This window comes from Crinalium epipsammum PCC 9333 (genome assembly GCF_000317495.1).
Classification (GTDB): Bacteria; Cyanobacteriota; Cyanobacteriia; order Cyanobacteriales; family PCC-9333; genus Crinalium; species Crinalium epipsammum.
Genome location: NC_019753.1, coordinates 1,927,495 through 1,952,429, shown reverse-complemented (window position 1 = coordinate 1,952,429; position 24,935 = coordinate 1,927,495). Strand labels below are relative to the sequence as shown.

The 24,935-nt window shown below is 39.2% G+C and carries 23 protein-coding genes; 8 read left to right on the top strand and 15 right to left on the bottom strand.

The genetic code is table 11. The annotated features are described in order from the left end of the window. Window positions 1–139: 139 nt before the first annotated feature. Window positions 140–1,141 (bottom strand): glycosyltransferase, encoded by a 1,002-nt coding sequence (locus CRI9333_RS08275; RefSeq protein WP_015202713.1) that lies wholly within the window; start codon window positions 1,139–1,141, stop codon window positions 140–142. Window positions 1,142–1,232: 91 nt separating this feature from the next. Further along, the gene (locus tag CRI9333_RS08270) at window positions 1,233–1,499 is read right to left on the bottom strand and encodes a DUF3493 domain-containing protein (RefSeq protein WP_015202712.1); all 267 of its coding nucleotides are present in this window, start codon (window positions 1,497–1,499) and stop codon (window positions 1,233–1,235) included. Window positions 1,500–1,736: 237 nt separating this feature from the next. Here CRI9333_RS08270 and glgB point away from each other — a divergent pair, with 237 nt between their 5' ends. Beyond that, on the top strand, window positions 1,737–4,025 hold the full coding sequence (gene glgB / locus CRI9333_RS08265) for a 1,4-alpha-glucan branching enzyme (protein WP_015202711.1): 2,289 nt from the start codon (window positions 1,737–1,739) through the stop codon (window positions 4,023–4,025). Between the two features lie 292 nt (window positions 4,026–4,317). Here the strand turns inward: glgB and CRI9333_RS24825 are convergent, their stop codons facing one another. The 10 genes from CRI9333_RS24825 to CRI9333_RS08215 all read right to left on the bottom strand — a co-directional run bounded on the left by CRI9333_RS24825 (window position 4,318) and on the right by CRI9333_RS08215 (window position 14,685). After that, window positions 4,318–4,908 carry a pilus assembly FimT family protein gene (locus CRI9333_RS24825; protein WP_015202710.1) on the bottom strand — a complete coding sequence of 197 codons (591 nt, stop codon included), beginning with the start codon at window positions 4,906–4,908 and terminating at the stop codon, window positions 4,318–4,320. 176 nt (window positions 4,909–5,084) lie between these two features. Next, complete coding sequence (locus CRI9333_RS24820; RefSeq protein WP_015202709.1) at window positions 5,085–5,918, bottom strand: type II secretion system protein; 834 nt, start codon at window positions 5,916–5,918, stop codon at window positions 5,085–5,087. 2 nt (window positions 5,919–5,920) lie between these two features. After that, window positions 5,921–6,508 (bottom strand): prepilin-type N-terminal cleavage/methylation domain-containing protein, encoded by a 588-nt coding sequence (locus CRI9333_RS24815; RefSeq protein ID WP_015202708.1) that lies wholly within the window; start codon window positions 6,506–6,508, stop codon window positions 5,921–5,923. Further along, the gene (locus CRI9333_RS24810) at window positions 6,483–7,175 is read right to left on the bottom strand and encodes a prepilin-type N-terminal cleavage/methylation domain-containing protein (RefSeq protein ID WP_015202707.1); all 693 of its coding nucleotides are present in this window, start codon (window positions 7,173–7,175) and stop codon (window positions 6,483–6,485) included. Before CRI9333_RS24810 ends, CRI9333_RS24815 begins: the two co-directional genes overlap by 26 nt. A 191-nt stretch (window positions 7,176–7,366) precedes the next feature. Further along, window positions 7,367–8,782, bottom strand: coding sequence for a hypothetical protein (locus tag CRI9333_RS08240; protein WP_015202706.1), 1,416 nt, complete (start codon window positions 8,780–8,782; stop codon window positions 7,367–7,369). Between the two features lie 349 nt (window positions 8,783–9,131). After that, window positions 9,132–9,368, bottom strand: coding sequence for a 50S ribosomal protein L28 (gene rpmB, locus CRI9333_RS08235; protein ID WP_015202705.1), 237 nt, complete (start codon window positions 9,366–9,368; stop codon window positions 9,132–9,134). A gap of 140 nt (window positions 9,369–9,508) precedes the next feature. Continuing rightward, entirely contained in the window at window positions 9,509–10,411 is a 903-nt protein-coding gene (locus tag CRI9333_RS08230; protein ID WP_015202704.1) for a hypothetical protein, read from the bottom strand. A 160-nt stretch (window positions 10,412–10,571) separates the two neighbouring features. Next, window positions 10,572–11,216: a Uma2 family endonuclease gene (locus tag CRI9333_RS08225; RefSeq protein ID WP_015202703.1), complete on the bottom strand. Its 645-nt coding sequence runs from the start codon at window positions 11,214–11,216 to the stop codon at window positions 10,572–10,574. A 203-nt stretch (window positions 11,217–11,419) separates the two neighbouring features. Further along, window positions 11,420–13,414, bottom strand: coding sequence for a molecular chaperone HtpG (gene htpG, locus CRI9333_RS08220; protein WP_015202702.1), 1,995 nt, complete (start codon window positions 13,412–13,414; stop codon window positions 11,420–11,422). Window positions 13,415–13,608: 194 nt separating this feature from the next. Next, the gene (locus tag CRI9333_RS08215; RefSeq protein ID WP_015202701.1) at window positions 13,609–14,685 is read right to left on the bottom strand and encodes a PIN/TRAM domain-containing protein; all 1,077 of its coding nucleotides are present in this window, start codon (window positions 14,683–14,685) and stop codon (window positions 13,609–13,611) included. 360 nt (window positions 14,686–15,045) lie between these two features. On the opposite strand from CRI9333_RS08215, the gene hemW reads away from it, so the two are divergent. Further along, a complete protein-coding gene (gene hemW, locus CRI9333_RS08210; protein WP_015202700.1) occupies window positions 15,046–16,335 on the top strand; it encodes a radical SAM family heme chaperone HemW in 1,290 nt (429 codons plus the stop codon). A gap of 117 nt (window positions 16,336–16,452) precedes the next feature. Further along, complete coding sequence (locus CRI9333_RS08205; protein ID WP_015202699.1) at window positions 16,453–17,178, top strand: rhomboid family intramembrane serine protease; 726 nt, start codon at window positions 16,453–16,455, stop codon at window positions 17,176–17,178. A gap of 69 nt (window positions 17,179–17,247) precedes the next feature. On the opposite strand, the gene CRI9333_RS08200 is transcribed toward CRI9333_RS08205, so the two are convergent. Then, window positions 17,248–18,489: a vWA domain-containing protein gene (locus CRI9333_RS08200; protein WP_015202698.1), complete on the bottom strand. Its 1,242-nt coding sequence runs from the start codon at window positions 18,487–18,489 to the stop codon at window positions 17,248–17,250. Between the two features lie 215 nt (window positions 18,490–18,704). Between CRI9333_RS08200 and CRI9333_RS08195 the strand changes: the two genes are divergently transcribed. From CRI9333_RS08195 to CRI9333_RS08180, 4 genes are all read left to right on the top strand, one after another. Beyond that, on the top strand, window positions 18,705–19,364 hold the full coding sequence (locus tag CRI9333_RS08195; RefSeq protein WP_015202697.1) for an ATP-dependent Clp protease proteolytic subunit: 660 nt from the start codon (window positions 18,705–18,707) through the stop codon (window positions 19,362–19,364). A 165-nt stretch (window positions 19,365–19,529) separates the two neighbouring features. Next, on the top strand, window positions 19,530–20,126 hold the full coding sequence (locus CRI9333_RS08190; protein WP_015202696.1) for an ATP-dependent Clp protease proteolytic subunit: 597 nt from the start codon (window positions 19,530–19,532) through the stop codon (window positions 20,124–20,126). Window positions 20,127–20,258: 132 nt separating this feature from the next. Continuing rightward, the gene (locus tag CRI9333_RS08185) at window positions 20,259–20,888 is read left to right on the top strand and encodes a J domain-containing protein (RefSeq protein WP_015202695.1); all 630 of its coding nucleotides are present in this window, start codon (window positions 20,259–20,261) and stop codon (window positions 20,886–20,888) included. 72 nt (window positions 20,889–20,960) lie between these two features. Beyond that, window positions 20,961–21,221, top strand: a complete 261-nt coding sequence (locus CRI9333_RS08180; protein WP_015202694.1) for a MoaD/ThiS family protein — start codon at window positions 20,961–20,963, stop codon at window positions 21,219–21,221. A 32-nt stretch (window positions 21,222–21,253) separates the two neighbouring features. Here the strand turns inward: CRI9333_RS08180 and CRI9333_RS08175 are convergent, their stop codons facing one another. After that, window positions 21,254–22,675 carry an ATP-binding protein gene (locus CRI9333_RS08175; RefSeq protein ID WP_015202693.1) on the bottom strand — a complete coding sequence of 474 codons (1,422 nt, stop codon included), beginning with the start codon at window positions 22,673–22,675 and terminating at the stop codon, window positions 21,254–21,256. 7 nt (window positions 22,676–22,682) lie between these two features. Beyond that, window positions 22,683–23,234: a heme NO-binding domain-containing protein gene (locus CRI9333_RS08170; protein ID WP_015202692.1), complete on the bottom strand. Its 552-nt coding sequence runs from the start codon at window positions 23,232–23,234 to the stop codon at window positions 22,683–22,685. A gap of 390 nt (window positions 23,235–23,624) precedes the next feature. Between CRI9333_RS08170 and thrC the strand changes: the two genes are divergently transcribed. Then, the gene (thrC, locus tag CRI9333_RS08165; protein ID WP_015202691.1) at window positions 23,625–24,926 is read left to right on the top strand and encodes a threonine synthase; all 1,302 of its coding nucleotides are present in this window, start codon (window positions 23,625–23,627) and stop codon (window positions 24,924–24,926) included. Window positions 24,927–24,935: the final 9 nt, after the last annotated feature.

Here is a 24,935-nt window from a genome sequence, read left to right as displayed (position 1 = left end):
GAGGTAAAAAGATTTAAAAATATTGTAGTGCGAGCATCTTGCTCGCTAGAAATACGAATGCGAGCAAGATGCTCGCACTACTGTACCTCATAAATATGAAAACTTCTATATCAGCTATATTTAGTAAAAAATTTTAATTTCATTTATCCTTAAAATATTTTAACATCAATTTATGAAAAATTCTCTTAGTTGATAATTGCGCTAAACGTAACTTACTTAAACCCTTTATATTACTTACATGATGCTTTTTATGATCAAATAAATCATTAATTTCTTCTAAAATAAATTTCAACCTTTTGGTAATATTTTCAGACCGATACTCATCTAAAAATTGCTCAGGCAATACAAGTGCTGTTGATGTATTAACTACTTTTAAAATGCGTTGTACATCATACTCTTTTGAGTATCCAGCAATTTTATAACAATTTATTCCAGGGTCTAAATAATCGGATAGCCCCCCATTAATACTAGAAAAAACTTGACAACCACACGCCATTGCTTCTAACGGTTGCAGACCAAATCCCTCACTTACTCGCTGTTGCGCCCAGTACTCAGCAGAGTCATAGAGATAAACCTTAGCTCGATTAAAAAGCCCTGCTAAATCTTCTACATAAGAATCAATTACGGAAACCTTGCAGTGTTTTTGTAATTCGGGAATTAATTCTTGAAGTAGATACTCAGAAGATTTGCGTACTTGAACTAAAACATCAATATCACGTTTGATAGAAAGATTTTGAAACTCATCAGGAATCTGATTTGGTAAATAATAAATTAGTGAGTTGGGTGAGTTTTGCCCCCAGTATCCCATTGTATTTCTACTAACTGTAATAATAGGAATACTTGCAGGTATCCTGAACCCGTAGCCTGAACTATGGGCATGATAAACAACATTGTAATTTTTGAGTTTAGCAGCTAATTTAGGGATATCAAATCCCCAGCTAATTACAAAAATGACATCATCTAAATCTTTCTCTTTTAATATGTCATCCAGAAATAGCTTGCCTTGTTCTCGTTGTCGATAAGTTACTACATCTGCACTGCAAACAAGTTGCGCCAAATTAAGCGTTTTCAACTCCGCCCACAAACCACCACAAGCAAACTTGCCGCCTGTTCCAGGGACTAAAAAGTAGAGTTTTCTCATAACAATTAACAATTAACAATTAACAATTAACAATTAACAATTAACAATTATCAATTACCCAGTTATAGCACGTCAGCCATGATGCACCTGTTTACTGTTTGCCGTTTTTTTGTTCTAGGCGGAATAAAAAAATCATTAGTGCCAATACCCCAATTTGCACTGCTAAATTAGGTAAAGCTGATTCTACTTGACGACCAGCAGCTATCTGAACAATAAAAATCATTCCACCAATAAAACTAGAAGCAGCACAAGCTAAGTAAATAACTTGTCTCAAACCTTTATAGGGAGAAGCTATTTCAGCTTTGAGACGTGCATACTGTTCTGGGTTGGTTTTTTTTAAGCGTTTAGAATTTGTCATCATCCTTAAGTACGATTATTTTTTTACCAATTAACAATTATCAATGACCTAAACCTTAACTGTTCCGTTACACACCCCTCTGCCCCTCTGCCCCTCTCCTCCCTTGACCAATCACCAAAATCCGCTTTTGTAATAAAAAATATACAAAACTCAAAAAATGTATATAAATATAAAGAGTTAACACTCCAGCTTTATTTTGAGTTGATTTAGTTACTTCATTTTAGGATAGCTAGGCTTATGTCGATGATGATTGCCCCAGAACAGGTTGAGCGGATTGTTGGGAACCAGCATGATGACCCTTTTGAGATTTTAGGTCCTCATGCGATCGCACAAAATGGTAAGACTGTATGGGCTGTTAGAGCCTACTTACCTACCGCCGACGCTGCCTGGGTTATTTGCCCTGGAGATAGAACCGAATATGCCATGCAAGCGGTGCATCATCCACACTTCTTTGAATGCACCATCGAGACACCAGAACTGGCAAACTATCAATTGCGGATTAAAGAAGGAGAACATCAGCGCGTTATCTACGACCCCTACGCCTTTCGTTCTCCAGGCTTGACAGATTTTGATCTTCACCTGTTTGCTGAAGGTAATCATCATCGCATCTATGAAAAACTCGGCGCACACTTGATGGAAGTGGGAGGCGTTAAAGGAGTTTACTTTGCTGTTTGGGCTCCAAACGCACGTAATGTTTCAATTTTAGCCGACTTTAACAACTGGGATGGACGCAAAGACCAAATGCGTAAACGTGGAAACGGTATTTGGGAATTGTTTATTCCAGAAATAGGAGTTGGGACATCTTATAAATACGAAATTAAAAACATTGAAGGTCATATTTACGAAAAATCCGACCCTTATGGTTTCCAGCAAGAAATCCGCCCTAAAACCGCTTCTATAGTTACTGATTTAAGTGATTATACTTGGAACGATGCTGAGTGGATGGAACAGCGCCGCCAGGGTGATGCGCTAAGTAAACCTATATCTGTTTATGAATGTCATATAGGTTCTTGGTTGCATGGTTCTTCCTCTGAACCTGCGAAGTTACCTAATGGTGAAACTGCACCAGTTGTGCTTGTTTCTGAACTCAAACCAGGGGCGCGTTTCCTGACTTATCGAGAGTTAGCAGAGCGATTAATTCCTTATGTTAAAGAACTAGGATATACCCATATTGAGTTATTACCAATAGCAGAACATCCTTTTGATGGTTCCTGGGGTTATCAGGTAACAGGTTACTATGCTGCTACTTCCCGCTATGGTACACCTCAAGATTTAATGTATTTTATCGACCAGTGCCACCAAAACAACCTTGGTGTGATTGTAGACTGGGTTCCTGGTCACTTTCCTAAAGATGGTCATGGTTTAGCATTCTTTGATGGTACTCATCTTTACGAACACGCTGACCCGCGTAAGGGTGAACATAAAGAGTGGGGTACTTTAGTATTCAACTACAATCGCAATGAAGTACGAAACTTCTTAGTTGCCAATGCCTTATTTTGGTTTGATAAGTACCATATCGACGGGGTACGGGTGGATGCTGTGGCTTCGATGTTGTACTTAGATTATTGTCGTAAACCTGGGGAGTGGGTGACAAATCAGTACGGCGGTAGGGAAAATATTGAGGCGGCTGATTTCTTGCGCCAAGTGAATCACACTATCTTTAGTTATTTTCCAGGTGCGCTATCTATTGCAGAAGAATCAACATCTTGGCCAATGGTATCATGGCCAACTTATGTCGGTGGGTTAGGCTTTAACTTGAAGTGGAATATGGGGTGGATGCACGATATGCTGGATTACTTCAGCATGGACCCTTGGTTCCGTCAGTTCCACCAAAATAATATTACGTTTAGTATGTGGTATAACCACAGCGAAAACTTCATGCTGGCGCTGTCTCACGATGAGGTTGTTCACGGTAAGAGCAATATCATTGGTAAGATGCCTGGGGATGATTGGCAGAAGTGCGCGAATGTGCGCTGTTTATTCGCGTTTATGTTTACTCACCCTGGTAAGAAAACTCAATTTATGAGTATGGAGTTTGGGCAGTGGAGTGAGTGGAATGTTTGGGGTGATTTAGATTGGGATTTACTGCAAATTGACCGTCATAAACAGCTTAAGTTGTTTACGGGTGATTTGAATAAGCTGTATTGCAGTGAAACGGCACTGTATAGTCAGGATTTTGCTGAGGCAGGTTTTGACTGGATTGATTGTAGCGATAATCGTCATAGTGTAGTGGCGTTTATCCGTCGCGCTAAGGATTCAGATGAGTTTTTGGTTGTAGTTTGTAATTTCACTCCACAGCCACACAGTCATTACCGCGTAGGAGTGCCAGAGGCGGGATTCTATATTGAGTTGTTTAATAGTGATGCCCGTCAGTATGGTGGCAGTAATATGGGCAATTTAGGCGGTAAGTGGACTGATGAGTGGAGTTATCACAATCGTCCTTATTCTATTGATTTGTGTTTGCCACCTTTAGGGGTGTTAGTTTTGAAGTTGCAGCGAGATAAGGCAATGTCGCACTCTGCATAATAATAAAGTCAGAACTGATATCAAGTTCGCAAAGGTTAACCCTAATATGCGTAAGGGCGGGTTGACAGATAGAATTTGCTACTGAGCAATATCTGAGTTTAATCCGCCCATACAAGTCAATCTGTTTTTATTACTCCGTAAAGATCCCCCCTAGCCCCCCTTTTTAAGGGGGGAATATTCAAAGTCCCCCTTTTTAAGGGGGATTTAGGGGGATCTAGGTTTCATGCTTTCGGTGCGTAAGTCCTGAAGCTCGTGATTTTTTAAGCCTAGAGATGTCTAATATTCAGCCATATTATTCAAGTTGAGTAGTTTTGCAACTATTGCCATTTCTCTTCCCTGTTCTAAATAAACCTATACCTTGAGATGTGGTGATACATTTCTCTTGACTAGGTGTGTTAGGTATAGAGAAGAAAACTGTCCCAGCATTTGTAACGGCGTTAGTCCTCCCTTTATAGTCAAAGGTAATTTCCCAAGGTGTTTCGTTACTATCGTCGTGAGTAGTTACATTGTGATTTAAAACAATACCTTTTAAATTGCGATCGCCAGTTATCAAACACGACTCAGGATTACCTCTGATTACTGGACTTGTAACTGTAGTTGTATCTGTCGGGTTAATTTTTTGACCTATTTTCACTAATTTAGCGCTGCAAGTTTTGCTTTTACGCATTGCCTCTCTTTGCGCTTCTTGCAATGCTCCTTGTGAAGAAGCAACAGCCTCATTGATTTTTCTGTTGTTATACATAGCCATAAAGCTAGGAACTGCAACTGCTGCCATAATCCCAACTATTGTTAAGACAATCAGCAATTCTAGTAAAGTAAATCCCCTATTATTATTCGGGACAATAGCTATTTGGCTCAGGAAGTACTTCAAACCAACTTTCATTGATTTACAAATGTAATAAAATTTGATAAAATTATACTACTATAAAATATTAATCACAAATTACTTTGTGTGCGATCGCTACGTCCTAGTTAAGTGCCAACCCCATAAAAACGAAAGTCTTTTGAACATGACTGCAAAAGACTTTCGTGTAACTCTAGAAAAATTTAAAGATTAAATTAAGGAGGAGTATTCCTGACAAATGCTTGAGTGCTTAAAGTTGTAGTACTTTTATTGTTATTATTTTTATTCAGTCTACCCTTTAAAGAAAGGTTTACTTGCCGTGAATTTGTGACTGTAGCTGTAAATCCAAATCCATCATCTGCAATTGCATCAACAAGGGCATAACACTTAGTGGCAGTTGAACAAGGTCCATTAGAACGGTTAACAGTTTTAGGATCTAACCATGTACCTGTGTTATCACGGATATAGTAAATAACCAAGTTATTTGCTACTATAGTCCCTGTTCCTGCACTCGTTGCAACAACAGCACTACCGCCCACTGTAGTTGATAAATCAAAAGTATTGGTAGCTGTATTAATCACATAGTAAACGGAATTTTTTACAAAAGGTGCAGGAAGCGTACCAGAACCTGCAAGAATAACTGGATCTCCATTAGCCAGCCCATGACTATTAATAGTAAACGTTGAAATACCAACACTTGGAAAACTCTCAATATTTTTTATGGGAATTTGCAAGTATAATTTTGCGCTAGCCGAAGCATGACCTAAATCTGTCCATACATTGCTTGGGGGAGTAGTACTAGCACTATTTGCAGTTTTAATATCATCGCTGATAAAGTCGATCGCACGAGCTAAGTTATTGCTAACTACACTTTCTGCTTCGCCGCGAGCATTAGCTAGCAATATAGCACTTAATCCCCAACCAGAGACAGTAATCACAATTCCCATAAGGGATGCAGCTAATAGTAATTCGATTAACGTAAAACCTACATCAGCTTTTTTTTTGCCTTGAGTTGTTATTTTTAAACTTTTATAAATATTTCTTTTCATAATTAATTTAATTGAGTAGTAGTGCAACTATTACCGCTTTTCTTACCTGGTCTAAACAAGCCTATGCCTTGAGAAATTGTGATACATTTTTCTGGAGTCGGTGTGTTGAGAATAGAAAAGTAAATTGTGCCTGCGCTTGAAGCATTGTTTATTCTTCCTTTATAGTCAAAATATATATTCCAAGGAAGAGTTGGACTATTAGTTATAGAAATATCTGTGAGGACTCGCTGACCTGTAGTTAAACAACTGTCAGCCTGTACGGGTATGGAGTTACCATTTGCATCTTTTATGAGGTTCCCATTTGCATCTTTTTTCTCAAACACTCCTGTTAAAACTGGAGTAGCTTTATTATTAATCGTTACAAGGGATACCTGAACACCACAAGTTTGACTTTTACGCATTGCCTCTTTTTGCGCTTCTTGCAATGCACCACTTACTTTGGTAACAGCATCATTTACTTTACTATTATTATTCATAGCCAAAAAGCTAGGAGTTGCAATTGCTGCCATAATGCCAACAAGCATCAGGACAATCATCATTTCTAGTAAGGTAAATCCCTTACTGTTATTGCGGGCAATAAAAACTGACATCAGGGATTACCTCAGAAAAACTTGTTGCTATTACTGGAGTTGTTTTGTTTTGAGGAGTAACCTTATATAAAACTTCTAAGACCTTAGCATCTTTAAGAGTAGTTGTACGCGTAATTTGATACTTTTGGTCTGTTGTACTTGCAAGAGATTTTGTACTATTATTTGTAGATATAGGTATTAAATTATTATTTAATTCGTTAGCAAATCCCTTAGTTTTATCTGTAGCACTGCATAAAGTAGTTTCTATAATTTGACTATTAACAACTAAATTTTTCCCTATTGACGAATCTAATGTGATAGTCGTACCAGCAATTGCTGTAATGGTGAAAATCTTACCAGCATCACCGATAATAATTTTGTCGTTTACTGCCAATGTACCTATCTTATCAACTATAATCTGTGTGGTGGATGGAGTACTTATCGCTACAGATAAAGAAACGCTCATTAATGATTGCGATAATAGTGATGCTTGATTTCTTACGCTCTCTAAATCTTCCTGAATCCATGCGGTAGCTACGTTATAACGTTTAGCTTTCACTTTAAACATAGCAGCAATTACCATCGCTTGCATGGTTACAGAAAGAAAGAATGTTAATAATAAAATCGCTGCCAAAATTTCAACTAAAGTAAATCCTGCTGATTTGTTACGATGATGAATTTTTAACATTTATGGTATTCCCTCGCGTTACTTTAATGAAATTGCAACAATTTTTAGAGGCTTAACAAGTTCTGTAAATAACTAGCAAATGATAGTATTTCACCCTCTCAATAAATTTAGTTTAATTCACTAAGTACTGGTTTGATTTGTCTAGAGGCTAATGGCTATTACTGTCGTTTAATTTCAACGACAGTATATTGCTACTGAACTTCTTGGCGTTGCCAGGTACTTGCAGGTGCTATCTGAGGTGGAAGGATAAAATTCAGAAATGATAAATCATCCCAGTTAGTACCTGATTGGGCAAGCGCTGTGTGACTACCTTTACCGCCCCCAGCCCAAGATTTCACCCAGTAAACACCATTAGTACTAGCGCCACCACCACATCCCTGTGCGTCTCCACCTCCATCGAGACTTACATCATAAGTTGGGGCGAAAAATAATATTTCACAAATAGATCCATTTCCTTTTAAGCTAAAATTAGCAGTCCCATTGGGGGAAATACCATAAATTCTAGTGTCAGTAGCACTACAGTTCGGAAGAGTACCGCATTTATGGACTATAGCTTCTTGCCCTCCAGTCAGATTTATATCTCCTTGTAGGTAAACTGCAACTTTATACCCTGGCGTGAAGAACAAGTCCCCATTTATGTTATCAGTCATAATGTATTGGTATTCTCCGGTCGCGGAATTATAGTTTGACTGGCTAGTAATGTCTGCCGCCCGTGGGAGAATAGGTGCTGTGATTGTTCCTTTTTGTCCACCTGTATTTACAGAAGCAGTCGGTAAAGAAGCATAAGTTACGGTGGCAACATTTGTTGTGGGTGTTGGTGGAACAGGGGGCATAACAAAATTTGTATTTACAAATTTCCAGGGTGTAGCCCCATTATTAACAAAGTTTGAACCAGTGCTACTTTGAGTAACACCACATGGAGCGATAATATTAGCAGCGATCTTGTCAGTACTTACAGTAGTTTTAGACCACATTCCGGGAAAGGGAAAGGGAATTACTTTTGATGGCAAAACAGGAATGCTGATTTTTAATCTGGTTGTAGATGTACCTACATCATTGGTAGCTGTTGCGCCAGAACCTTTTTGGTTTGCTCGACCTTCAATAGTTAGAACGCCAGTGCCAGGAGAAATTCCAGCAGTTGGACCATAAGTATATGATACGAGTCGATATTGTCCTTTAGTAGCATCATTTAAATCTACATCTGTCCAAGATATATTCTTATTACTTGATGCGATGGTTCCAGCAAGACTCGCACAGCTTGAAAAGGTAAGGGCGTTAGCATTAGCCCAACTTTTATTAGTGTTGCCACTATCACTACAGACCCAATCATTGCCCGACTTAGTGCGTGTAGTAACACAATCTGGGTATATTGCAATCTCCCTATTGGTATCAATAAAACTTTGATAACGGCTAACTCCTGTTTCGGCTGCACTCATCGCTGTAGCCGTTGATTTTTGCGCGGTAGCTGTGGTTTGATCGCCTTGGGATCTAACAACCATCGTCAATCCCACCAGGAACATTACTAAGCCTATTCCCAAGGCGGCAATCATTGCAAAACCTTGTTCAGTAGAGCGACTGAGGATGTGTATCTTTAATTTAGAATTCATAGGACGAGCCTCTAGAGAGATGCAACCAAATATCAAATATATTTATTTATTCTGTTGTGCTTGTTATAATAACTTTGCCAAAATTTATTAGCTGTGATACAACAGCATATATTATTGTGACGGCGATCAATTATAAGTTTTAAACATAGCCTTGCAGCTATGCTCTACTATAATCCTGCCCATTTGCGACAGCTAAACTATCAATTATTTACAAAAATTTATATTTATGAGCAAAAATAATTAGAGAGCGTCTTTAAACTTCACTAAGAAAAGAGGAAAAAAATAGTGAAGTAGTTTTTGGACGCTCTCTAGCTTGTCCCTAATTGAGGGGGCATGAGCTTGAGAATATTTAATATTGGTTTAAATTAATCCCCGCTTCCTTAGCCATTAGTGCTAGTCCTTTGTTGTCTAAAGTCTTAATTGCTTTAGTAGAAAGTCTCAGTCTTACCCAACGCTTACCTTCTGCCCACCAAATCCGCTTCCATTGTAAGTTTGGCTGTTGTAGCTTCTTGGTGCGACGGTGGGAGTGGGAAACTGCAAAGGCATTGTTAGCTTTTTTGCCTGTTAATTCACATTTACGCGCCATAGGAAACCTCTAAATCTTGATTCGCTGCTGTTTAACACAATTTACCATTGTGACATACTCTCACTAAGTAGCCCAGCATAGAGGTAGTTTTGGTGATAAAATACGCGATGCTTCTCTAGGGTAATCTAGTCATTGCTATTTTAGTTGGTGCGGGCAAACAAGGCGATTAATTCATCACGCGACAATTGCAGCAGCAACGGAGTAAATTCCTCTGGTGGTAACAACAACAATGGCGAAATTATTGCCGATAGTTCCTCATCTATTGCACCAAAGCGCACTTTAAGAAAATTTTCCACAACTCTGCGCTGTCCTTGCTGTAGTCCTTCTTGTAACCCTTGCTGGGTAGCCGACTCTAACTGCTGTGAGAGAATTGGTGATAACCGCATAACTAACTCCTTGTCCTCTGCCTCTATTTCAGCATTCACTTCTAAATTACTACGCAAATTAGACAGCAACAACAACGCATTTGAGCGAAACGGATGCTCTTGTGGCAGTAATTCTAGCTCATCAATTGCCTGTGACTGTACTTTTCCTTTACCTAACATCCTCAACCACAATGTTTCTGGAGTACGAGGTAACTGATGAATTACCACAATAGCTGTTCTAAGATAATCAGGGAGAAAATACATTCCAGGCAACCAATTGGCATCAACTTTTGCACCAAATCCAGATAAGATTGCCTCAGAAGCCGTAGGCGTAAGTAGCCATAATTTGGGCAAATCTCCTATATTGATGCGAGTCTTACTACGGTTGCCTTCTCTGTATACCTGAGCGTGAATTTCTAATAGTTTGAGCAGACAAGTAGAAATATCATCAGGCGCTACTGCATTGCGGAATGGTTCAAATAAACATGGTGTCGTCGCCATCCGTCCTAACAAACCGAGAGTTTCTGCATTACTTTGTAATTGTGGTGCAGGTGCGAACCAAACATCTATTTGTCGCACTTCGGAACGCACTTCACGGGGAGCTTTGACTTCTCCTAGTGTCCCTAATAACTCTTCTAAATAATCTTTAGCAAATTGGTCGTGCGGGAATATTGTCATGGCAATTATTATATTATTTAAATGCCATATTTTTTTTATTACAATACTTTGCCCTTAAATCTAGTATACCCCACCCCAACCCTCCCCTTATTAAGGGGAGGGGGCAAGAGCAGTGCGGACGGGATAATTTTGTACTTTACCAACTTAAAATCTGCTGTGATTACCTATTCAATTGCTCTTTTACCCATGTACGAAATGCTTTCATAGTAGCATTTCTACCGATAATTTTGCTTTGCTCTACATACTGAGGAATAGTCTCTTTCAGGGGTATTTCTGAAAAAATATGGCTATTTTGTGATTCAACATATTTGCCATTGTGCAAGATATTAATTTGTAGTCTTTGTCCATTGTATCGCCACAATTCAGGCACTTTTAAAAATTCATAATTATTAAACTGAGTTCTATAAGTAAGATCAATTTCAATAGCTAAATCGGGAGGTGGATCTATAGTTAAATCTATCCTTTTTTTCCCTCTTATAGCTGCTTCATTTTTAATATAAAAGCAATCATCTGGCTCTACACTTTGAACCATAACTTTATTTTTAAAGGTTGTTGAGCCAAGGCTCACAAATTCAATATCTAGTTCTTCTAATATTGCTTTTACAAAGTCACCAATAATTACTTTGTCATTTTCATGTTCTGGTAAAGGAGTCATAATTTCTAAAGTTCCTTGACTATAGGAAATTCGAGCAGCCCGACCTTCCCCTAGTTCATCTAAAATACTTTCAAACATCTGCCAGCTAACATTTTTCAACAGTACTCTTTGACCTGGCGGAACACTCAATTGATTCAATTCGAGTTGCATTTTATTTCCTCCATCTTTTTTGGAGTTGATTTGAGAGAAGAGAAGATTTAGATCTTATTATTTACTCCCCTCCCAATTATCACTTTTATGGCTTATGCACCGAAAGCCTGAAATCTAGATCAGAACTAGCAGGGTTTAAAAAGGGGGGGAAATCAAAGTCCCCCTTGTTAAGGGGGATTTAGGGGGATCTCTATGTCACGATTCTAACGTTCTGTTAAGCGTGTTAATACTTGGTTAGAACGTTCAACAAATGATTTCATTCCTTCAGCGTCAAATCCTTTTTGTGCCATCAATGCTAAATCATAGATATGGTGACACATGAGGTCAACTAATTGACCGCTAGGCGATTCGCCTTCACCTTGAATTACACTACCTTGATTCAAGTTAACTAAGTTTTGAATCAGTGGATGTGCTGTATTTACGACTAAAATATGTTCTTCAGGAAACTCCATATTTTGCTGTTGCATCAAAGCGTTCATTTCGCGTAAACGCCGCAAAAATTCTGGTAACAATACCATTGCTGGTGGTGTTCCTTGGGGGTCATCTGATTTGAGTGCTTCGGTGCGTATATTTAGTTTAGGTTTGTTGAGAGCTTTTTCAAATAACTCTTTGATTTGTTCACTACGAGTTTTGTTAGTTGTCGGGTCAACTATTTCTCCCGCTTTGTCTTTGTCAATTAATGTTTCATCTAGCTCTGAGTCTACACGGGTGAACTTAACATCAGAATATTCCTGTTCTAAGAAGCTGATGAAGTGGCTATCAATAAAGGAGTCCATAAATAGGACTTCTAAACCCTGATTTTTGTGCAGTTGCACGTAAGTTGCTTGGGTTACAGGTTCGGTGCAGTAAAATACGCGATTTTCGTGGCGTTCTTTGTTGCGTTCTAAGTATTCTTTGAGAGTAGTATAAACTTCTCCATTTTTGGCAGCAGCAGGTTCAGTAGTTGCTGGGGTAACATCTTGCCAAGCATCATCTTCTGTTTGTACTTGTACTGCTGGTGTCTCGCTGGCTGTTTCTGGTTGAGGGTTATTTTCTTTGTAGGTGGTGCGGAAGATAATAATATCTTCGACTTGTTTGTTAAATTTGTCGTCGTTGAGGGAACCAAATTTAACGAAGGTTCCCAAATCCTGCCAACAGCGAATATATTCTTCGCGGTTTTCGCGGTAAAGTTCTTTGAGGCGATCGCCTACTTTTTTCGCGATATAATCAGCTATACGTTTTACTGTGCGATCGTTTGTCAACGCACTACGAGAAACGTTAAGAGGAATATCTGTGCTATCAATTACACCCCGTAACGGTAGCAAGAATTTAGGGATAATTTCTTCGCAGTGGTCGCTAACAAATACCTGATTGCAGAATAGCTTAATTTGTCCTTTGGAAACATCGACATCAGGTTTAAGCTTGGGAAAGTAAAGAATCCCATTGAGAATAAACGGATAATCTGTGTTGAGGTGTACCCACAGTAAGGGTTCTTCTTGGAAAGGATAGAGATAGCGATAAAACTCTAGATAATCTTCTTTGGTAAGGTTTTGAGGTGATTGTTTCCAAAGTGCCTTTTGCTGGTTGACGACTTCTCCATCTAGTTTGATGGGTACTGGCATGAAGTCGCAGTAAGTTTTAATTAATTGACGAATTCTAGCAGGTTCTAAATATTCTTGCTCTTCTTCTTGGAGAGTAAGAGTAACAGTAGTACCGCGCCCTGTGCGAGATGACTCATCTAACTGAAACTTTGGTGAACCATCACAAGACCAATGGACAGCTTGCGCGTCTGCTTGAAATGAAAGTGTATCAATTTCAACTTGACTCGCCACCATGAAAGAGGAATAAAAACCTAGTCCAAAGTGACCAATAATTTGCTGGTCGCCATTATTTTTGTACTTGTTAATAAATTCTTCAGCACTAGAGAAGGCAACTTGATTGATGTATTTTTTGACTTCATCGGCAGTCATACCGATGCCGTTATCAGTAATGGAGAGGGTTTTTTGCTCTTTGTCAATAGTAATTTGAATTTCTGGCTCGTTTAGTTCACCTTGAAATTCTCCTGACAAGGAAACCATCTTTAATTTTTGGATGGCATCGACTGCGTTGGATATGAGTTCCCGTAAGAAGATTTCGTGGTCTGTGTAGAGAGATTTTTTGATAATGGGAAAGATATTCTCACTATGTATAGTGATTGTGCCTTGTTCTTTGATAGTCATGGTGACAGTGTTATATCGTTATAAGATCTCTGTAATAGATTTTGCGCGATCGCACTTAACTTTGCTCAACGGATTACACTATATATATAATTCGGATCTCTCTACAGTAGCTAGACAGCGTTACCTAAAATTAATGTAGAGACGCGAAATTTCGCGTCTCTACAATTGTGATGCACGTCTCTACAATTGTGAATTCACGCGACAAAAGATGCTTGCGGTCGTGCAAAAATCATTCTACCAGCAGAGGTTTGTAATGCACTGGTGACAATAACCCGTAGTTCACCACCGACATATTTACGCCCTTCTTCTACAACTACCATCGTGCCATCATTCAGATAGCCTATCCCCTGTGCAGGTTCTTTACCTTCCTTGATAATTTTCAAATCTAGCCAGTCACCTGGTAAATAAACTGGGCGCACCGCTTGAGATAAATCGTTAACATTCAATACTAATACTTTCTGCAAGTTGGCAACTTTAGTCAGGTTGTAGTCATTACTTAAAAGTGTGCCGTTAATTTCTTGGGTGAAACGCACTAATTTAGCATCTACCGTGGAGATATCATCGTAGTCAGCAGCATGGATAACGATTCTGTCTGCAAAAGTTTCTTTCATGCTGTTGAGGATATCTAACCCTCTGCGTCCCCTGACTCGCTTCATGTCATTGGAAGAATCAGCAAGTTGTTGGAGTTCTTGCAAAACAAACTGGGGAACAAGGATTTGCCCCTCAATAAAGCCTGTTTTTAGTAGTTCCTCAATCCGACCATCAATAATGCAGCTAGTATCAACCACCTTGGTAGAGGCTGGTTTGAGAGTACCTTCTGCTACCAACATATCCATGCTATGAGGATTAATTAGCCTTAAAAATGACTTACCATGAGTATCAGCAAGACTAACTCCTAAGTAGCAAAACATCACACTAGCTAAAATTGTTAGTAGTGGTTTTAGGAAGGCAAAGTCTATAGGCATTGGCAGCCAGAAAACTGGAGCCAGCATTAAGTTAGCAACTAATAGCCCAAGTATTAACCCAATCGCTCTGGTTAATAAAACTTCGGCGGGCATTTCCCGAACTTGCGCTTCTAAACGGCGATAGGCTGTTTGGACAACCAACCCAAATGCACCGCCGACTAAGGCAGCAAAGGCAGCAGTTATCCAGCGCAAAGCTTCAACATTTGTCACCTGCTTCAACGCAGTGCTGGGAAGTAATTCAACGCTGTCGAAGCCTATCCCTGCTGCTGCTAGAATAAGTATAATTATGATGATTGCATCAACCATTGTTTTGTTTCAAGAGAATGGTAGTTATGATTCCTGGGATGATTTAAAAATATAAAACCAGATCCAGATACATTACATTATATATTTCAAGCTATTGCGTTTCTGACGCGGCTTAAGAATATGAGCTTTTAATTATTAAAGTTAAATTAGTTAGATATCGTTTAAATATTATTTTTTGATTATTGGTAAAGGTTAATTAACCGCAGATGTACACGCCACGTTGCCACAGGCTATGCAAATTCAAACCAAGATTAGATAAACTTATGCCATAAATCTAATATAAATATATTAATCAAGCAAAACTTTGAATAACTTAACAATTATTAATTAACGCTTCATATTTACTTAAATAGCTAATATATGCCAGTCAATCAATTGTTAAATAAGTTACAAAAATATCAGTCATCTAGAAATAGTGTAATTCCCAAATCTGCATATTTGCATATTCCCTTTTGTAGACGTAGATGCTATTACTGCGATTTTCCGGTTTCAGTTGTAGGTAATAAGACAGGGGAAAATTCTGGTACTATCCAGCAATATATAGAGTTTTTATCTCAAGAAATCTCAATTACACCAAAATTGGGGTATCCGTTAGAAACGATTTTTTTTGGTGGTGGTACACCATCACTGTTATCTGTAGAACAGTTAAAACACTTGCTGGATGTACTAAATAGGCAATTTGGAATTGCGGCTAATGCTGAGATTTCAATGGAAATCGACCCAGGTACGTTTAATTACCAACAAATTCAAGGGTATTTAGATGCGGGTGTGAATCGTATTAGTATGGGTGTGCAAGCGTTTCAAGACGAATTATTGCATATATGTGGGCGATCGCACAATGTCTCGGATATCTACGCATCAGTCGAAATTATTCGCGCAGCAGGTGTACCCAATTTCAGCATAGATTTAATTTCTGGGTTGCCCCATCAAACTTTAGCACAATGGCAAGCTTCTTTAGAAATAGCCGTTGCGATCGCACCCAATCACATATCAATTTATGACTTAATTATCGAGTCTGTAACTGCTTTTGGACGACAATATCAACCAGGCGATAAACCTTTACCTACTGATGAAACAGCAGCTAATATGTATCGACTAGCGCAGCAAGTCCTTACCAGTAAAGGTTATCAGCATTACGAAATTTCTAACTATTCCCAACCTGGTTATCAATGTCGTCATAATCGAGTTTACTGGGAAAATCGTCCTTATTATGCTTTTGGGATGGGTGCATCTAGCTATGTTGATGGGTGTAGATTCACTCGCCCCCGCAAAACACGGGAGTATTATGAATGGGTACAACAGCTAACTCAAAATAATGGGACTTTTGAATGTCCTCAAATTTCTGAAAATGAAGTTTTGTTAGAAACTTTAATGTTAGGGTTGCGGATGGCAGAAGGTTTAAGTTTACAAACTTTAGCTGAACAATTTGGAGAAGAAACTATCCAACAAATTTGGGATTGTTTGCAAGATTATTGTAAACAGGGTTGGGTAGAAATTTTAGATAAAAATTGCGGCTTAATAAAGTTGGGTGAAATTAAATATAATAATCAATTTCCAAATGCTGGTAGAATCAGGTTAAGTGATCCTGAAGGGTTTTTATTTTCTAATACAATTCTTGCGACTTTATTTAGTAAGTTAGGAGAAGATTAAACTTCCGCTTTTGGGCGGGTTCAACCAAGATATCTGCAAATACTTGATTTTCTTGACAACCCGTCCCTACACATAGCACATGACATCTGTGCTTATTCCAATTATTATTAAATTTCCATGATTCCTATTAGCGATAATATCCCTAATCGCAGCCAACCGCTAGTCAATTATTTACTTATAGGCTTTAATATCTGCATATTTCTAGGCGAATTAAAATTAGATATTGCTGGTAAATTACAAAATTTTATTAACCACTGGGGAATAATTCCAAATCGAATTATTACTGTGATTTTAGATGCTTTCACAACTCATAATCCGGCTGCATGGGTAGCCGTTATGATAGGCGCTGGTTCTTTACTATCAGCAATGTTTCTCCACAGCAGCTTTAGCCAGATTTTAGGTAATCTGCTGTTTTTGTTTGTTTTTGGTAAAAATATTGAGGCTCATTTTGGGCATTTGCGATACTTAATATTTTACATGATTTCTGGGATTGCAACAGAAATATTACAAATACTTGTTGAGCCAAAGTTAACAATACCATTGTTAGGAGCAAATGGCGCGATCGCATCTGTACTTGGCGCTTACATCTTCTTATTTCCTAAAGCCAGAATTGAAACTATCTTACCGCTAGTAATTATTTTTATACCTATCACCTTACCAGCATGGTTTTATCTATTCTGGTGGTTTATTCAACAAGCATTTTATGGCATTGGTAGTTTAAATATTGCTGGTGGGATTAATTTGTTCAGCATCGGTTATTGGGCGCATGGCTTGGGAATTATCATAGGAATAATTTTAATTTGGTATGCCCAAAGAGGTAAGACGAAGATAAGACAGATATAGTAAAATACCCACCTTGTTTAAGCAATAGTGGGTATCAACCATCAAATAAAAAATTAACTAATTAACCAACTATTCCTGCAAAATAGTTTTAGAAACAATCCGAGTTTTCTTCTTGTCAGCTTCCGAGAGTTCCCCACCTGCTTGCAAACGAGTAGCACTGGTTTGTAAAACAGTTGCAGCACTTTTATCACCCATTTGCAAAGCTGTTTTAGCAGCAGTTTGTAACATAGTAGCAGCACCCGCGCGATCGCCTCTTTGTAATTTCGACTCTGCTAATTGAGTTTGGCGATACTTAGCTAAAGCTAATATATACTGCTGAACTTCCGCATTAGGAGCAGGCTGATAAGAGCGTACAACATTAGCTTCTACATTTACTAAATCAGAAAGTAAATTTTGTTTACCCATTGCTGGATCATCGTAGCGCACTTGAATTTGAGCAATATTCTGACGACCTTCTGCTAATTGACCTATATATAAATTAGCTAGAACTATCCGCGAAACATCTGTCATTAAATCACCCAAGCGCACTACAAATTGATTGCCCTCTCTCTGCACTGGTAATTCAATTGTATCAGGAGCTACTTGAGCAATAGGTTTCAGTTCTGCCAATCGAACTTTAGGCATTAAGGATAACAACAAATAAGCATTAGTTAAGCCTACTGATTGAATACGACTAAACAAGCGGCTAAATTCCTGCACAGCTTGATCTGGCTGTTCAATATAAGCCATTGTACCGCCTGCGACATCAGAAATTTGTTCTAACACATTTTGGTTCCAATGTTCACCAAATCCGAGAGTATTTAAAGTTAATTTGTATTCCGTAGCTAATTCAGCTAATTTGATACAGCGTTTATTATCACCGTGTTCATTTTCGCCATCTGTCAGCAAAAAAGCATGGGAAACTGCATCTTTTTTCCCTTTTGCTAGTTCTTCAATTCCCAGTTTCATCCCTTCATCAATTGCTGTACCACCATCAGACTGTAATGAAGCAATTGCTTTGGAAACCTTAGCGGGATCTTTAATTACTTGATTAGGGACAATTACTTTAGCTCTATGATCGAAAGCTACCACAGAAATGCGATCGCCTGGTGAAAGTTTCTCAACTAAACGTTGTGCTGCTTTTTTGACAGTTTCTAGTGGTTGTCCATTCATCGAACCACTATGATCCAAAATTAAGCATAAATTAACTGGGACATTACTTTCTCTGCCATCTGCGATCGCAGAAATATCTATTGCTAACTGACGTTGAGTACTCGATTGAGTCGCGTCAACATTTGCATCATTTAAAACAGGTAGTAGATCGGCTTTCATATCACAAAACTCCTATTAAAGCAAGACCAATATGAAGTAGCATCTAAAAATCTTCAGGCTACCAAAAACAAAATCTCAAAAACTTACAACTAACCATCAAAATAACTTGTCGCTTAACATCTCTGCCAGTTTATTAATCCCAAATCGGCAGCCATGCCCTGAAGCAAGCTAGTATGTTTTAAAGATAGCGCCTTCATTTCAGTCAAAAAAACGCCATGAACATACCAATTCAGGCAGTTCAATCTCCATACTACGGTGATAACTTTTACCGTACACCACCGCCAGACCTCCCCTCCATGTTATTGAAGGAGCGAATTGTCTATCTGGGTATGCCTCTAGTACCATCGGTTACGGAGTTAATCGTTGCTGAACTGCTGTATTTACAATACGAAGACCCGGAAAAACCGATTAAAATCTACATCAATTCCACTGGTACATCAAATTACAATGGCGAGCCGATTGGCTTTGAAACCGAAGCATTTGCCATCTGCGACACCATGAGCTACATCAAACCACCCATCCACACCATCTGTATTGGTTCAGCGATGGGAATGGCGGCAATGTTGCTGTCTGCTGGTACTAAAGGTTGCAGAGTTAGCTTACCCAATGCCAACATTGTCCTGCACCAGCCAAAAGCCTACGCTCGCGGTCAAGCAACTGACATTCAAATACGAGCTAAGGAAGTGTTGGCAAACAAAGCGACATTGCTGGAAATACTCTCTAAAAATACAGGTAACGCGCCAGAAAAAATTGCCAAAGATATGGATCGGATGTTATATATGACTCCTTTTGAGGCAAAAGAGTATGGTCTGATCGATCAAGTTTTAGAGTCAACAGCAGAAGCGCTTTCACCCCTTCCGGTAGGAGTTCCTTAAAGGCTGAGTCAGGATTCAGGAGTAAAAAAAATAATTCTGTATTTAAATCTCCCCTGCACCTTCCCTACCTTGCTCAATATCAGCACCTAGCTGAAAATTAAGGAAACTTAATCCTAAATTTCAAATCCAAAATTAAGACCTCTTAATACCTCAATGGAGGACTAAATGCCGATAGGTGTCCCGAAAGTTCCTTACCGCTTGCCAGGGGAACAATATACTCAGTGGATTGATATCTACAATCGTCTATACCGAGAACGGATTATTTTCTTAGGTAGAGATGTTGATGATGAAATTGCTAACCAAATCATCGCTGTAATGCTATATCTGGATTCTGAAGATCCAGGTAAAGATATCTATCTTTATATAAATTCTCCTGGTGGATCTGTAACAGCAGGCATGGCGATTTTTGACACCATGCAACACATTAAATCTGATGTAGTGACAATTTGTGTAGGTTTAGCAGCTTCTATGGGTTCTTTCCTACTAGCTGCTGGTACCAAAGGTAAACGGTTAGCTTTGCCGCACTCACGAATTATGATTCATCAACCTTCTGGTGGCGCTCGTGGGCAAGCTACAGATATTGAGATTGAGGCGAGAGAAATTATCCGCATTCGTCGCCAACTCAATCAAATCTATGCTAATAACACAGGCAAGCCTCTAGAAAAGATTGAGAAGGACATGGATCGTGACTTTTTCATGTCTGCTCAAGAAGCAATGGAATATGGTCTAATTGACCGTGTAATTGAAGAACGCCCAGTATAAGCAACCATTGAAGTATGAATAGTTAAGAATAAAAAAACTTAAATTTTTATCCATAACTATTCATACTTCTTTTGCCCAAACTTGTTGTTTACCTTTAAACTTTTTAGTCAGTTGCTCAGTTCAATTCCTTTAATGAATCTGACGGATTGTTATCGCTTGTTGGGCTTAAATTCTGAAGCATCGACGGCTGAAATTAAGAAATCTTATCGGCGTTTAGCACGGAAATATCATCCTGATATTAACGGCAGCAATCAGCAAGCTCAAGCTAAGTTTATTGAATTGACTGAGGCGTATAAGTTACTTCTAAGTGCTGTCAATACGCCTAGAATACCTGCATCTCAGGCAGCAAAGCAGACGCAAAAACAAGATACTAATGTAATCTGGCAGCAGCCACGAGTAACAAAGGTTGTTCGCACTTCTAAGGATAAGGAAAATCAGCAGCAAGCTCCACCTGAACTGTCGTTAAGTGAGTTACAGATTAAGTGGAGTGCTTATAAGCAGTTGCAGCAGTTGCTTAAGTCTCGTAAGTTTGCCCGCGCGATCGCACTTGCAGAAGCCTTAGCACAACGCTTTCCCCAAGATCCAGAAGTCAGACAGTGGAATGCGATCGCATATTCTAGTTGGGGTCGTCAGTTGGTGAGCGATCGTCAATTAGATAAAGCCAGAATTTATCTCAAAAAAGCTCTCCGTACCGATCCTCATAACCGTTCATTGTGGATAGAAGTAGAACGAGATTTTCGACGCATTGAACAGATGCTATAATTCTATTTCTTTATATTTTAGTTAATCTTGGCAATAGCTAATTTGTTATAATCTCAAGTTTGTTGGCATCTTATGTCTCAGCCTTCAATCACTGTCACCGTTAAGTTGTTTGCAGCTTATCAAGAAGCATATAATCTCCCAGAAATAGTGCTGCACTTGCCTCCAGATACGCCAGTGGTTGCAGTATTAGAACAGATTATTAACCAGCATCCCAAACTAGAAAAATGGCGCAATTTGACGCGCTGTGGTGTCAATCTTGAATTCGTAGAACCAGATACTATCTTGCAACAAGGTGATGAAGTTGTGCTGATTCCGCCAGTCAGTGGTGGTTAATAAGCTGCAACACATTTTACAAGGAAATTATATTACCTCATTAGATCAGGTTGTTGAATCGGAATTTCAATTACAAACTCTGTTCCCTCCCCTAATGTTGAAATACACTGCAACGATCCGTTGTGCTTTTCCGCTACAATCTGATAACTAATCGACATACCTAAACCAGTACCCTTACCTACAGGTTTGGTCGTAAAAAACGGGTCAAATAGACGGGTTTGGACTGTTTCTGGCATTCCTAGTCCATTATCAGAAATCCGAATTGCTACTCGATCAGACCCTACAACCTCTGTACGAATTGCGATCGCACTCTTTTTCCCTGCTCTTTCAGTTTTGGGCAACTTCAAAATACTTTCTTCAACTGCATCAATAGCATTAGCAATAATATTCATAAATACCTGATTTAGTTGTCCTGCATAGCACTCAACTGGGGGTAAGTCGCCGTACTCCTTAACTACCTCAATTTTTGAATGTTCAGATGTAGCTTTCAGGCGGTTATGTAAAATCATTAGCGTACTTTCAATGCCTGAGTGGATATCTACAGGTTTAATCTCCGCTTCATCAAGGCGGGAAAAATTACGCAGAGATTTGACAATTTCAGCGATTCTTTCCGCCCCAACTTCCATTGAAGAAATCAGCTTGGGCAAATCTTCCATTAAAAAATCTAACTCTATTTCTTCAATTTTTTCACTAATTTCTGGAGTGACATCAGCATACTGTTCTTGATAGAGTTGCAGCAGATCTAATAAGTCTTGTATATATTCATTAGCAGGTTTGATGTTACCTTGTATAAAACTAATTGGGTTGTTGATTTCGTGGGCTACTCCTGCTACCAATTGCCCCAAGCTTGACATTTTTTCAGTCTGAATTAATTGCGCCTGAGTTTGTCGCAACTCTATCATTGCTTTTTCTAGCTTTTGCGCTTGCGCCTCAGCCGTCTTAACCAGTTCAGCTTGCATTTGCAATGCTGAGTTCAGTTCCTCCTGCTGTTGGGTTAGTTCCTCTGTCAACTTTTTCGCATCTGTTAATGCGGTATCTTTTGCTTGTAACAAAAACAAAAAGTCAACTATCGGGTCGTGAATTGCAAAGTCTCTGAGCTTAACGTTTAAAGTTCCCAAAGTCTCAGTCTCAGTCACCCAGAGAGAACATAGGAAGAATATCACCTCTTGCTCTTCTACATAAACCATCTGCCCTTTAAGCTGCATCCCATTGTGTAGAGATTCTAGTAAAAATAGAGAACGCGATTGCTTCTTGATGGCATCGAAGTCTATCTTGACTCTGGGACGAGCAATCTGAAAATGCTGCTCAAGCTGACTTCCCACTAAAGATTCACCAGCTATGCGCTGTAAAACTTCCCCCGCTTGAACAATCTCTGTGTTTTTGTTGAACGCGATGTGAAATGGGAATAACTTCGCCAACAAAGCAGGCGAGAGACTGACGTAGGGAGGAATCATAAGGGGATTAGTTGGGCTTATATTTGATCAAGAATTCGTCGTGGTCAGCACCCTCTTCGCGATTAACTGTTTGTGTAACTTCCACTTCTGTATCGAATTTCGCTCCTAAACCTTTCATCAGTCCAATTACCATCTGAGCGAGTCCTTCTCGATGGGAATGGTAGTGCAATTTAAGGGATTCTTCTTCCATATCGCTACAGTCAAAGGAGGGTGGCTTAAGTTGCGGAAAGATCACACCAACACGGGTATGAAGATTATCAAGATCCTGAAGAAAATCTGGAAGATTATCTCCACTCATTTCCATCATCTCACCGTACCCCTCTTGGGCAGTGTATAAAACCCAATATTCCCCGAATGCTTGCATAATATCGGAGGCAGAAAGTCCCAAAACCATGCTAGCTGCTTTTACTAGCCTGTGGGTAAGGTCATCGGGATAAGCTTCCATGCTTAGGAAAACACTTTCTTCAATTTCTGCCTTTTGTTTAATTGTCTCCCAAGTTTCTTCTCCAAAACGATCGCACACCATATCTTGAATAGCTTTGTTCACTAAGCCGTACATATAAATTTTCCTTATATTATTTTTAACTGTTTTTAATCAGCTACGCCTACGCGGCTCTTAAATTCCAGATACTCCCTGATACGGCTATTGGCATGACCTTATACTATTGTGCCAAATCAGTCCCCGCTCATTTTTAGGACTTACGCAGAGATCCCCCTAAATCCCCCTTCAAAAGGGGGACTTTGAAATTACCCCCCTTAGAAAGGGGGGTAGGGGGGATCGAGGTTTCATGCTTTTATGATGCCCAACTGAGGAACCATATAAATCAAATGCTTAATTAACAAGTATTTTATTTATACCCGATAAAAAAAGTCGGGTATATTTGACGGGTATTTTTACCTGTGTTAGTATCAGCGAAATGTTGACGGACGTATCAGTAGAGCTATACCCATGACCCAGGCAACTAAACCTCTAAAAGCTGGAACAGCAACCTTTACATCTCTTAGCTGTAAAGAGTGTGGTGCTGAGTATGAAGCCAAGGCAATTCATGTATGTGAGTATTGTTTTGGTCCTTTAGAAGTTAGCTATGACTACGATGCTATACGCCGTCACGTAACTCGTGAAAGTATTCAATCAGGACCAAATTCAATTTGGCGCTATAAGTCTTTCTTACCAGTTGCTACTGATACACCTATTGATGTGGGAACAGGGATGACTCCCTTAGTACGCTCTAATCGTTTGGCACGTCGCCTGGGTCTGAAAAAGCTTTACATTAAAAATGATGCTGTCAATATGCCCACCTTGAGTTTTAAGGATCGGGTGGTATCAGTTGCACTGACTAGAGCGCAAGAATTAGGATTCACTACAGTATCCTGTGCAAGTACAGGTAATTTAGCTAATTCTACTGCTGCGATCGCAGCTTATGCAGGTTTAGACTGTTGCGTGTTCATTCCTGCTGACTTGGAAGCAGGTAAAATTTTGGGTACTTTAATCTACAGCCCAACTTTGATGGCTGTTCAAGGAAACTATGATCAAGTTAACCGCCTCTGTTCTGAGGTAGCTAATACTTATGGTTGGGGATTTGTCAATATCAACTTGCGCCCCTACTATTCCGAAGGTTCAAAAACTCTTGGTTATGAAGTAGCTGAACAGCTAGGTTGGGAGTTGCCAGATCATATTGTTGCTCCTTTAGCCTCTGGATCTTTGTTCACAAAAATTTACAAAGGTTTTCAAGAATTTATTAAAGTTGGGCTGGTTGCAGATAAGCACGTGCGTTTTAGTGGAGCGCAAGCAGATGGTTGTTCTCCTATCGCTGAAGCTTTCAGAGAAGAACGGGATTTTATTAAACCAGTTAAACCAAATACTATTGCTAAATCCATTGCGATAGGTAATCCAGCAGACGGTGTTTATGCTGTAGATATTGCTCGGAAAACCAACGGTAATATAGAATCAGTGAGCGATCGCGAAATTATTGAAGGTATGCAGCTACTAGCTGAAACCGAAGGTATCTTCACCGAAACGGCTGGTGGTACTACCGTTGCGGTATTAAAGAAACTGGTAGAAGCAGGTAAGATTGATCCTGAAGAAAGCACCGTAATCTACATCACTGGCAATGGACTGAAAACCCAAGAAGCAGTGCAAGGATACGTTGGAGAACCTCTGACAATCGAAGCCAAGCTAGATAGTTTTGAACGCGCCTTAGAACGTTCTCGCACTTTAGAACGCCTTGACTGGCAGCAAGTCCTCGTTTAATTTAGGGTT

What these genes read in the sequence shown, in the direction of transcription:
- CRI9333_RS08170 (WP_015202692.1), bottom strand. Translation starts at nt 23,234, where the DNA reads ATGTACGGCTTAGTGAACAAAGCTATTCAAGATATGGTGTGCGATCGT.
- hemW (WP_015202700.1), top strand. Translation starts at nt 15,046, where the DNA reads ATGCCAGTCAATCAATTGTTAAATAAGTTACAAAAATATCAGTCATCT.
- CRI9333_RS24815 (WP_015202708.1), bottom strand. Translation starts at nt 6,508, where the DNA reads ATGTCAGTTTTTATTGCCCGCAATAACAGTAAGGGATTTACCTTACTA.
- CRI9333_RS08200 (WP_015202698.1), bottom strand. Translation starts at nt 18,489, where the DNA reads ATGAAAGCCGATCTACTACCTGTTTTAAATGATGCAAATGTTGACGCG.
- CRI9333_RS24820 (WP_015202709.1), bottom strand. Translation starts at nt 5,918, where the DNA reads ATGAAAAGAAATATTTATAAAAGTTTAAAAATAACAACTCAAGGCAAA.
- CRI9333_RS08175 (WP_015202693.1), bottom strand. Translation starts at nt 22,675, where the DNA reads ATGATTCCTCCCTACGTCAGTCTCTCGCCTGCTTTGTTGGCGAAGTTA.
- thrC (WP_015202691.1), top strand. Translation starts at nt 23,625, where the DNA reads ATGACCCAGGCAACTAAACCTCTAAAAGCTGGAACAGCAACCTTTACA.
- CRI9333_RS08180 (WP_015202694.1), top strand. Translation starts at nt 20,961, where the DNA reads ATGTCTCAGCCTTCAATCACTGTCACCGTTAAGTTGTTTGCAGCTTAT.
- CRI9333_RS08270 (WP_015202712.1), bottom strand. Translation starts at nt 1,499, where the DNA reads ATGACAAATTCTAAACGCTTAAAAAAAACCAACCCAGAACAGTATGCA.
- CRI9333_RS08230 (WP_015202704.1), bottom strand. Translation starts at nt 10,411, where the DNA reads ATGACAATATTCCCGCACGACCAATTTGCTAAAGATTATTTAGAAGAG.
- CRI9333_RS08275 (WP_015202713.1), bottom strand. Translation starts at nt 1,141, where the DNA reads ATGAGAAAACTCTACTTTTTAGTCCCTGGAACAGGCGGCAAGTTTGCT.
- CRI9333_RS08240 (WP_015202706.1), bottom strand. Translation starts at nt 8,782, where the DNA reads ATGAATTCTAAATTAAAGATACACATCCTCAGTCGCTCTACTGAACAA.
- glgB (WP_015202711.1), top strand. Translation starts at nt 1,737, where the DNA reads ATGTCGATGATGATTGCCCCAGAACAGGTTGAGCGGATTGTTGGGAAC.
- CRI9333_RS24825 (WP_015202710.1), bottom strand. Translation starts at nt 4,908, where the DNA reads ATGAAAGTTGGTTTGAAGTACTTCCTGAGCCAAATAGCTATTGTCCCG.
- CRI9333_RS08205 (WP_015202699.1), top strand. Translation starts at nt 16,453, where the DNA reads ATGATTCCTATTAGCGATAATATCCCTAATCGCAGCCAACCGCTAGTC.
- rpmB (WP_015202705.1), bottom strand. Translation starts at nt 9,368, where the DNA reads ATGGCGCGTAAATGTGAATTAACAGGCAAAAAAGCTAACAATGCCTTT.
- CRI9333_RS08215 (WP_015202701.1), bottom strand. Translation starts at nt 14,685, where the DNA reads ATGGTTGATGCAATCATCATAATTATACTTATTCTAGCAGCAGCAGGG.
- CRI9333_RS08190 (WP_015202696.1), top strand. Translation starts at nt 19,530, where the DNA reads ATGCCGATAGGTGTCCCGAAAGTTCCTTACCGCTTGCCAGGGGAACAA.
- CRI9333_RS24810 (WP_015202707.1), bottom strand. Translation starts at nt 7,175, where the DNA reads ATGTTAAAAATTCATCATCGTAACAAATCAGCAGGATTTACTTTAGTT.
- CRI9333_RS08185 (WP_015202695.1), top strand. Translation starts at nt 20,259, where the DNA reads ATGAATCTGACGGATTGTTATCGCTTGTTGGGCTTAAATTCTGAAGCA.
- htpG (WP_015202702.1), bottom strand. Translation starts at nt 13,414, where the DNA reads ATGACTATCAAAGAACAAGGCACAATCACTATACATAGTGAGAATATC.
- CRI9333_RS08225 (WP_015202703.1), bottom strand. Translation starts at nt 11,216, where the DNA reads ATGCAACTCGAATTGAATCAATTGAGTGTTCCGCCAGGTCAAAGAGTA.
- CRI9333_RS08195 (WP_015202697.1), top strand. Translation starts at nt 18,705, where the DNA reads ATGAACATACCAATTCAGGCAGTTCAATCTCCATACTACGGTGATAAC.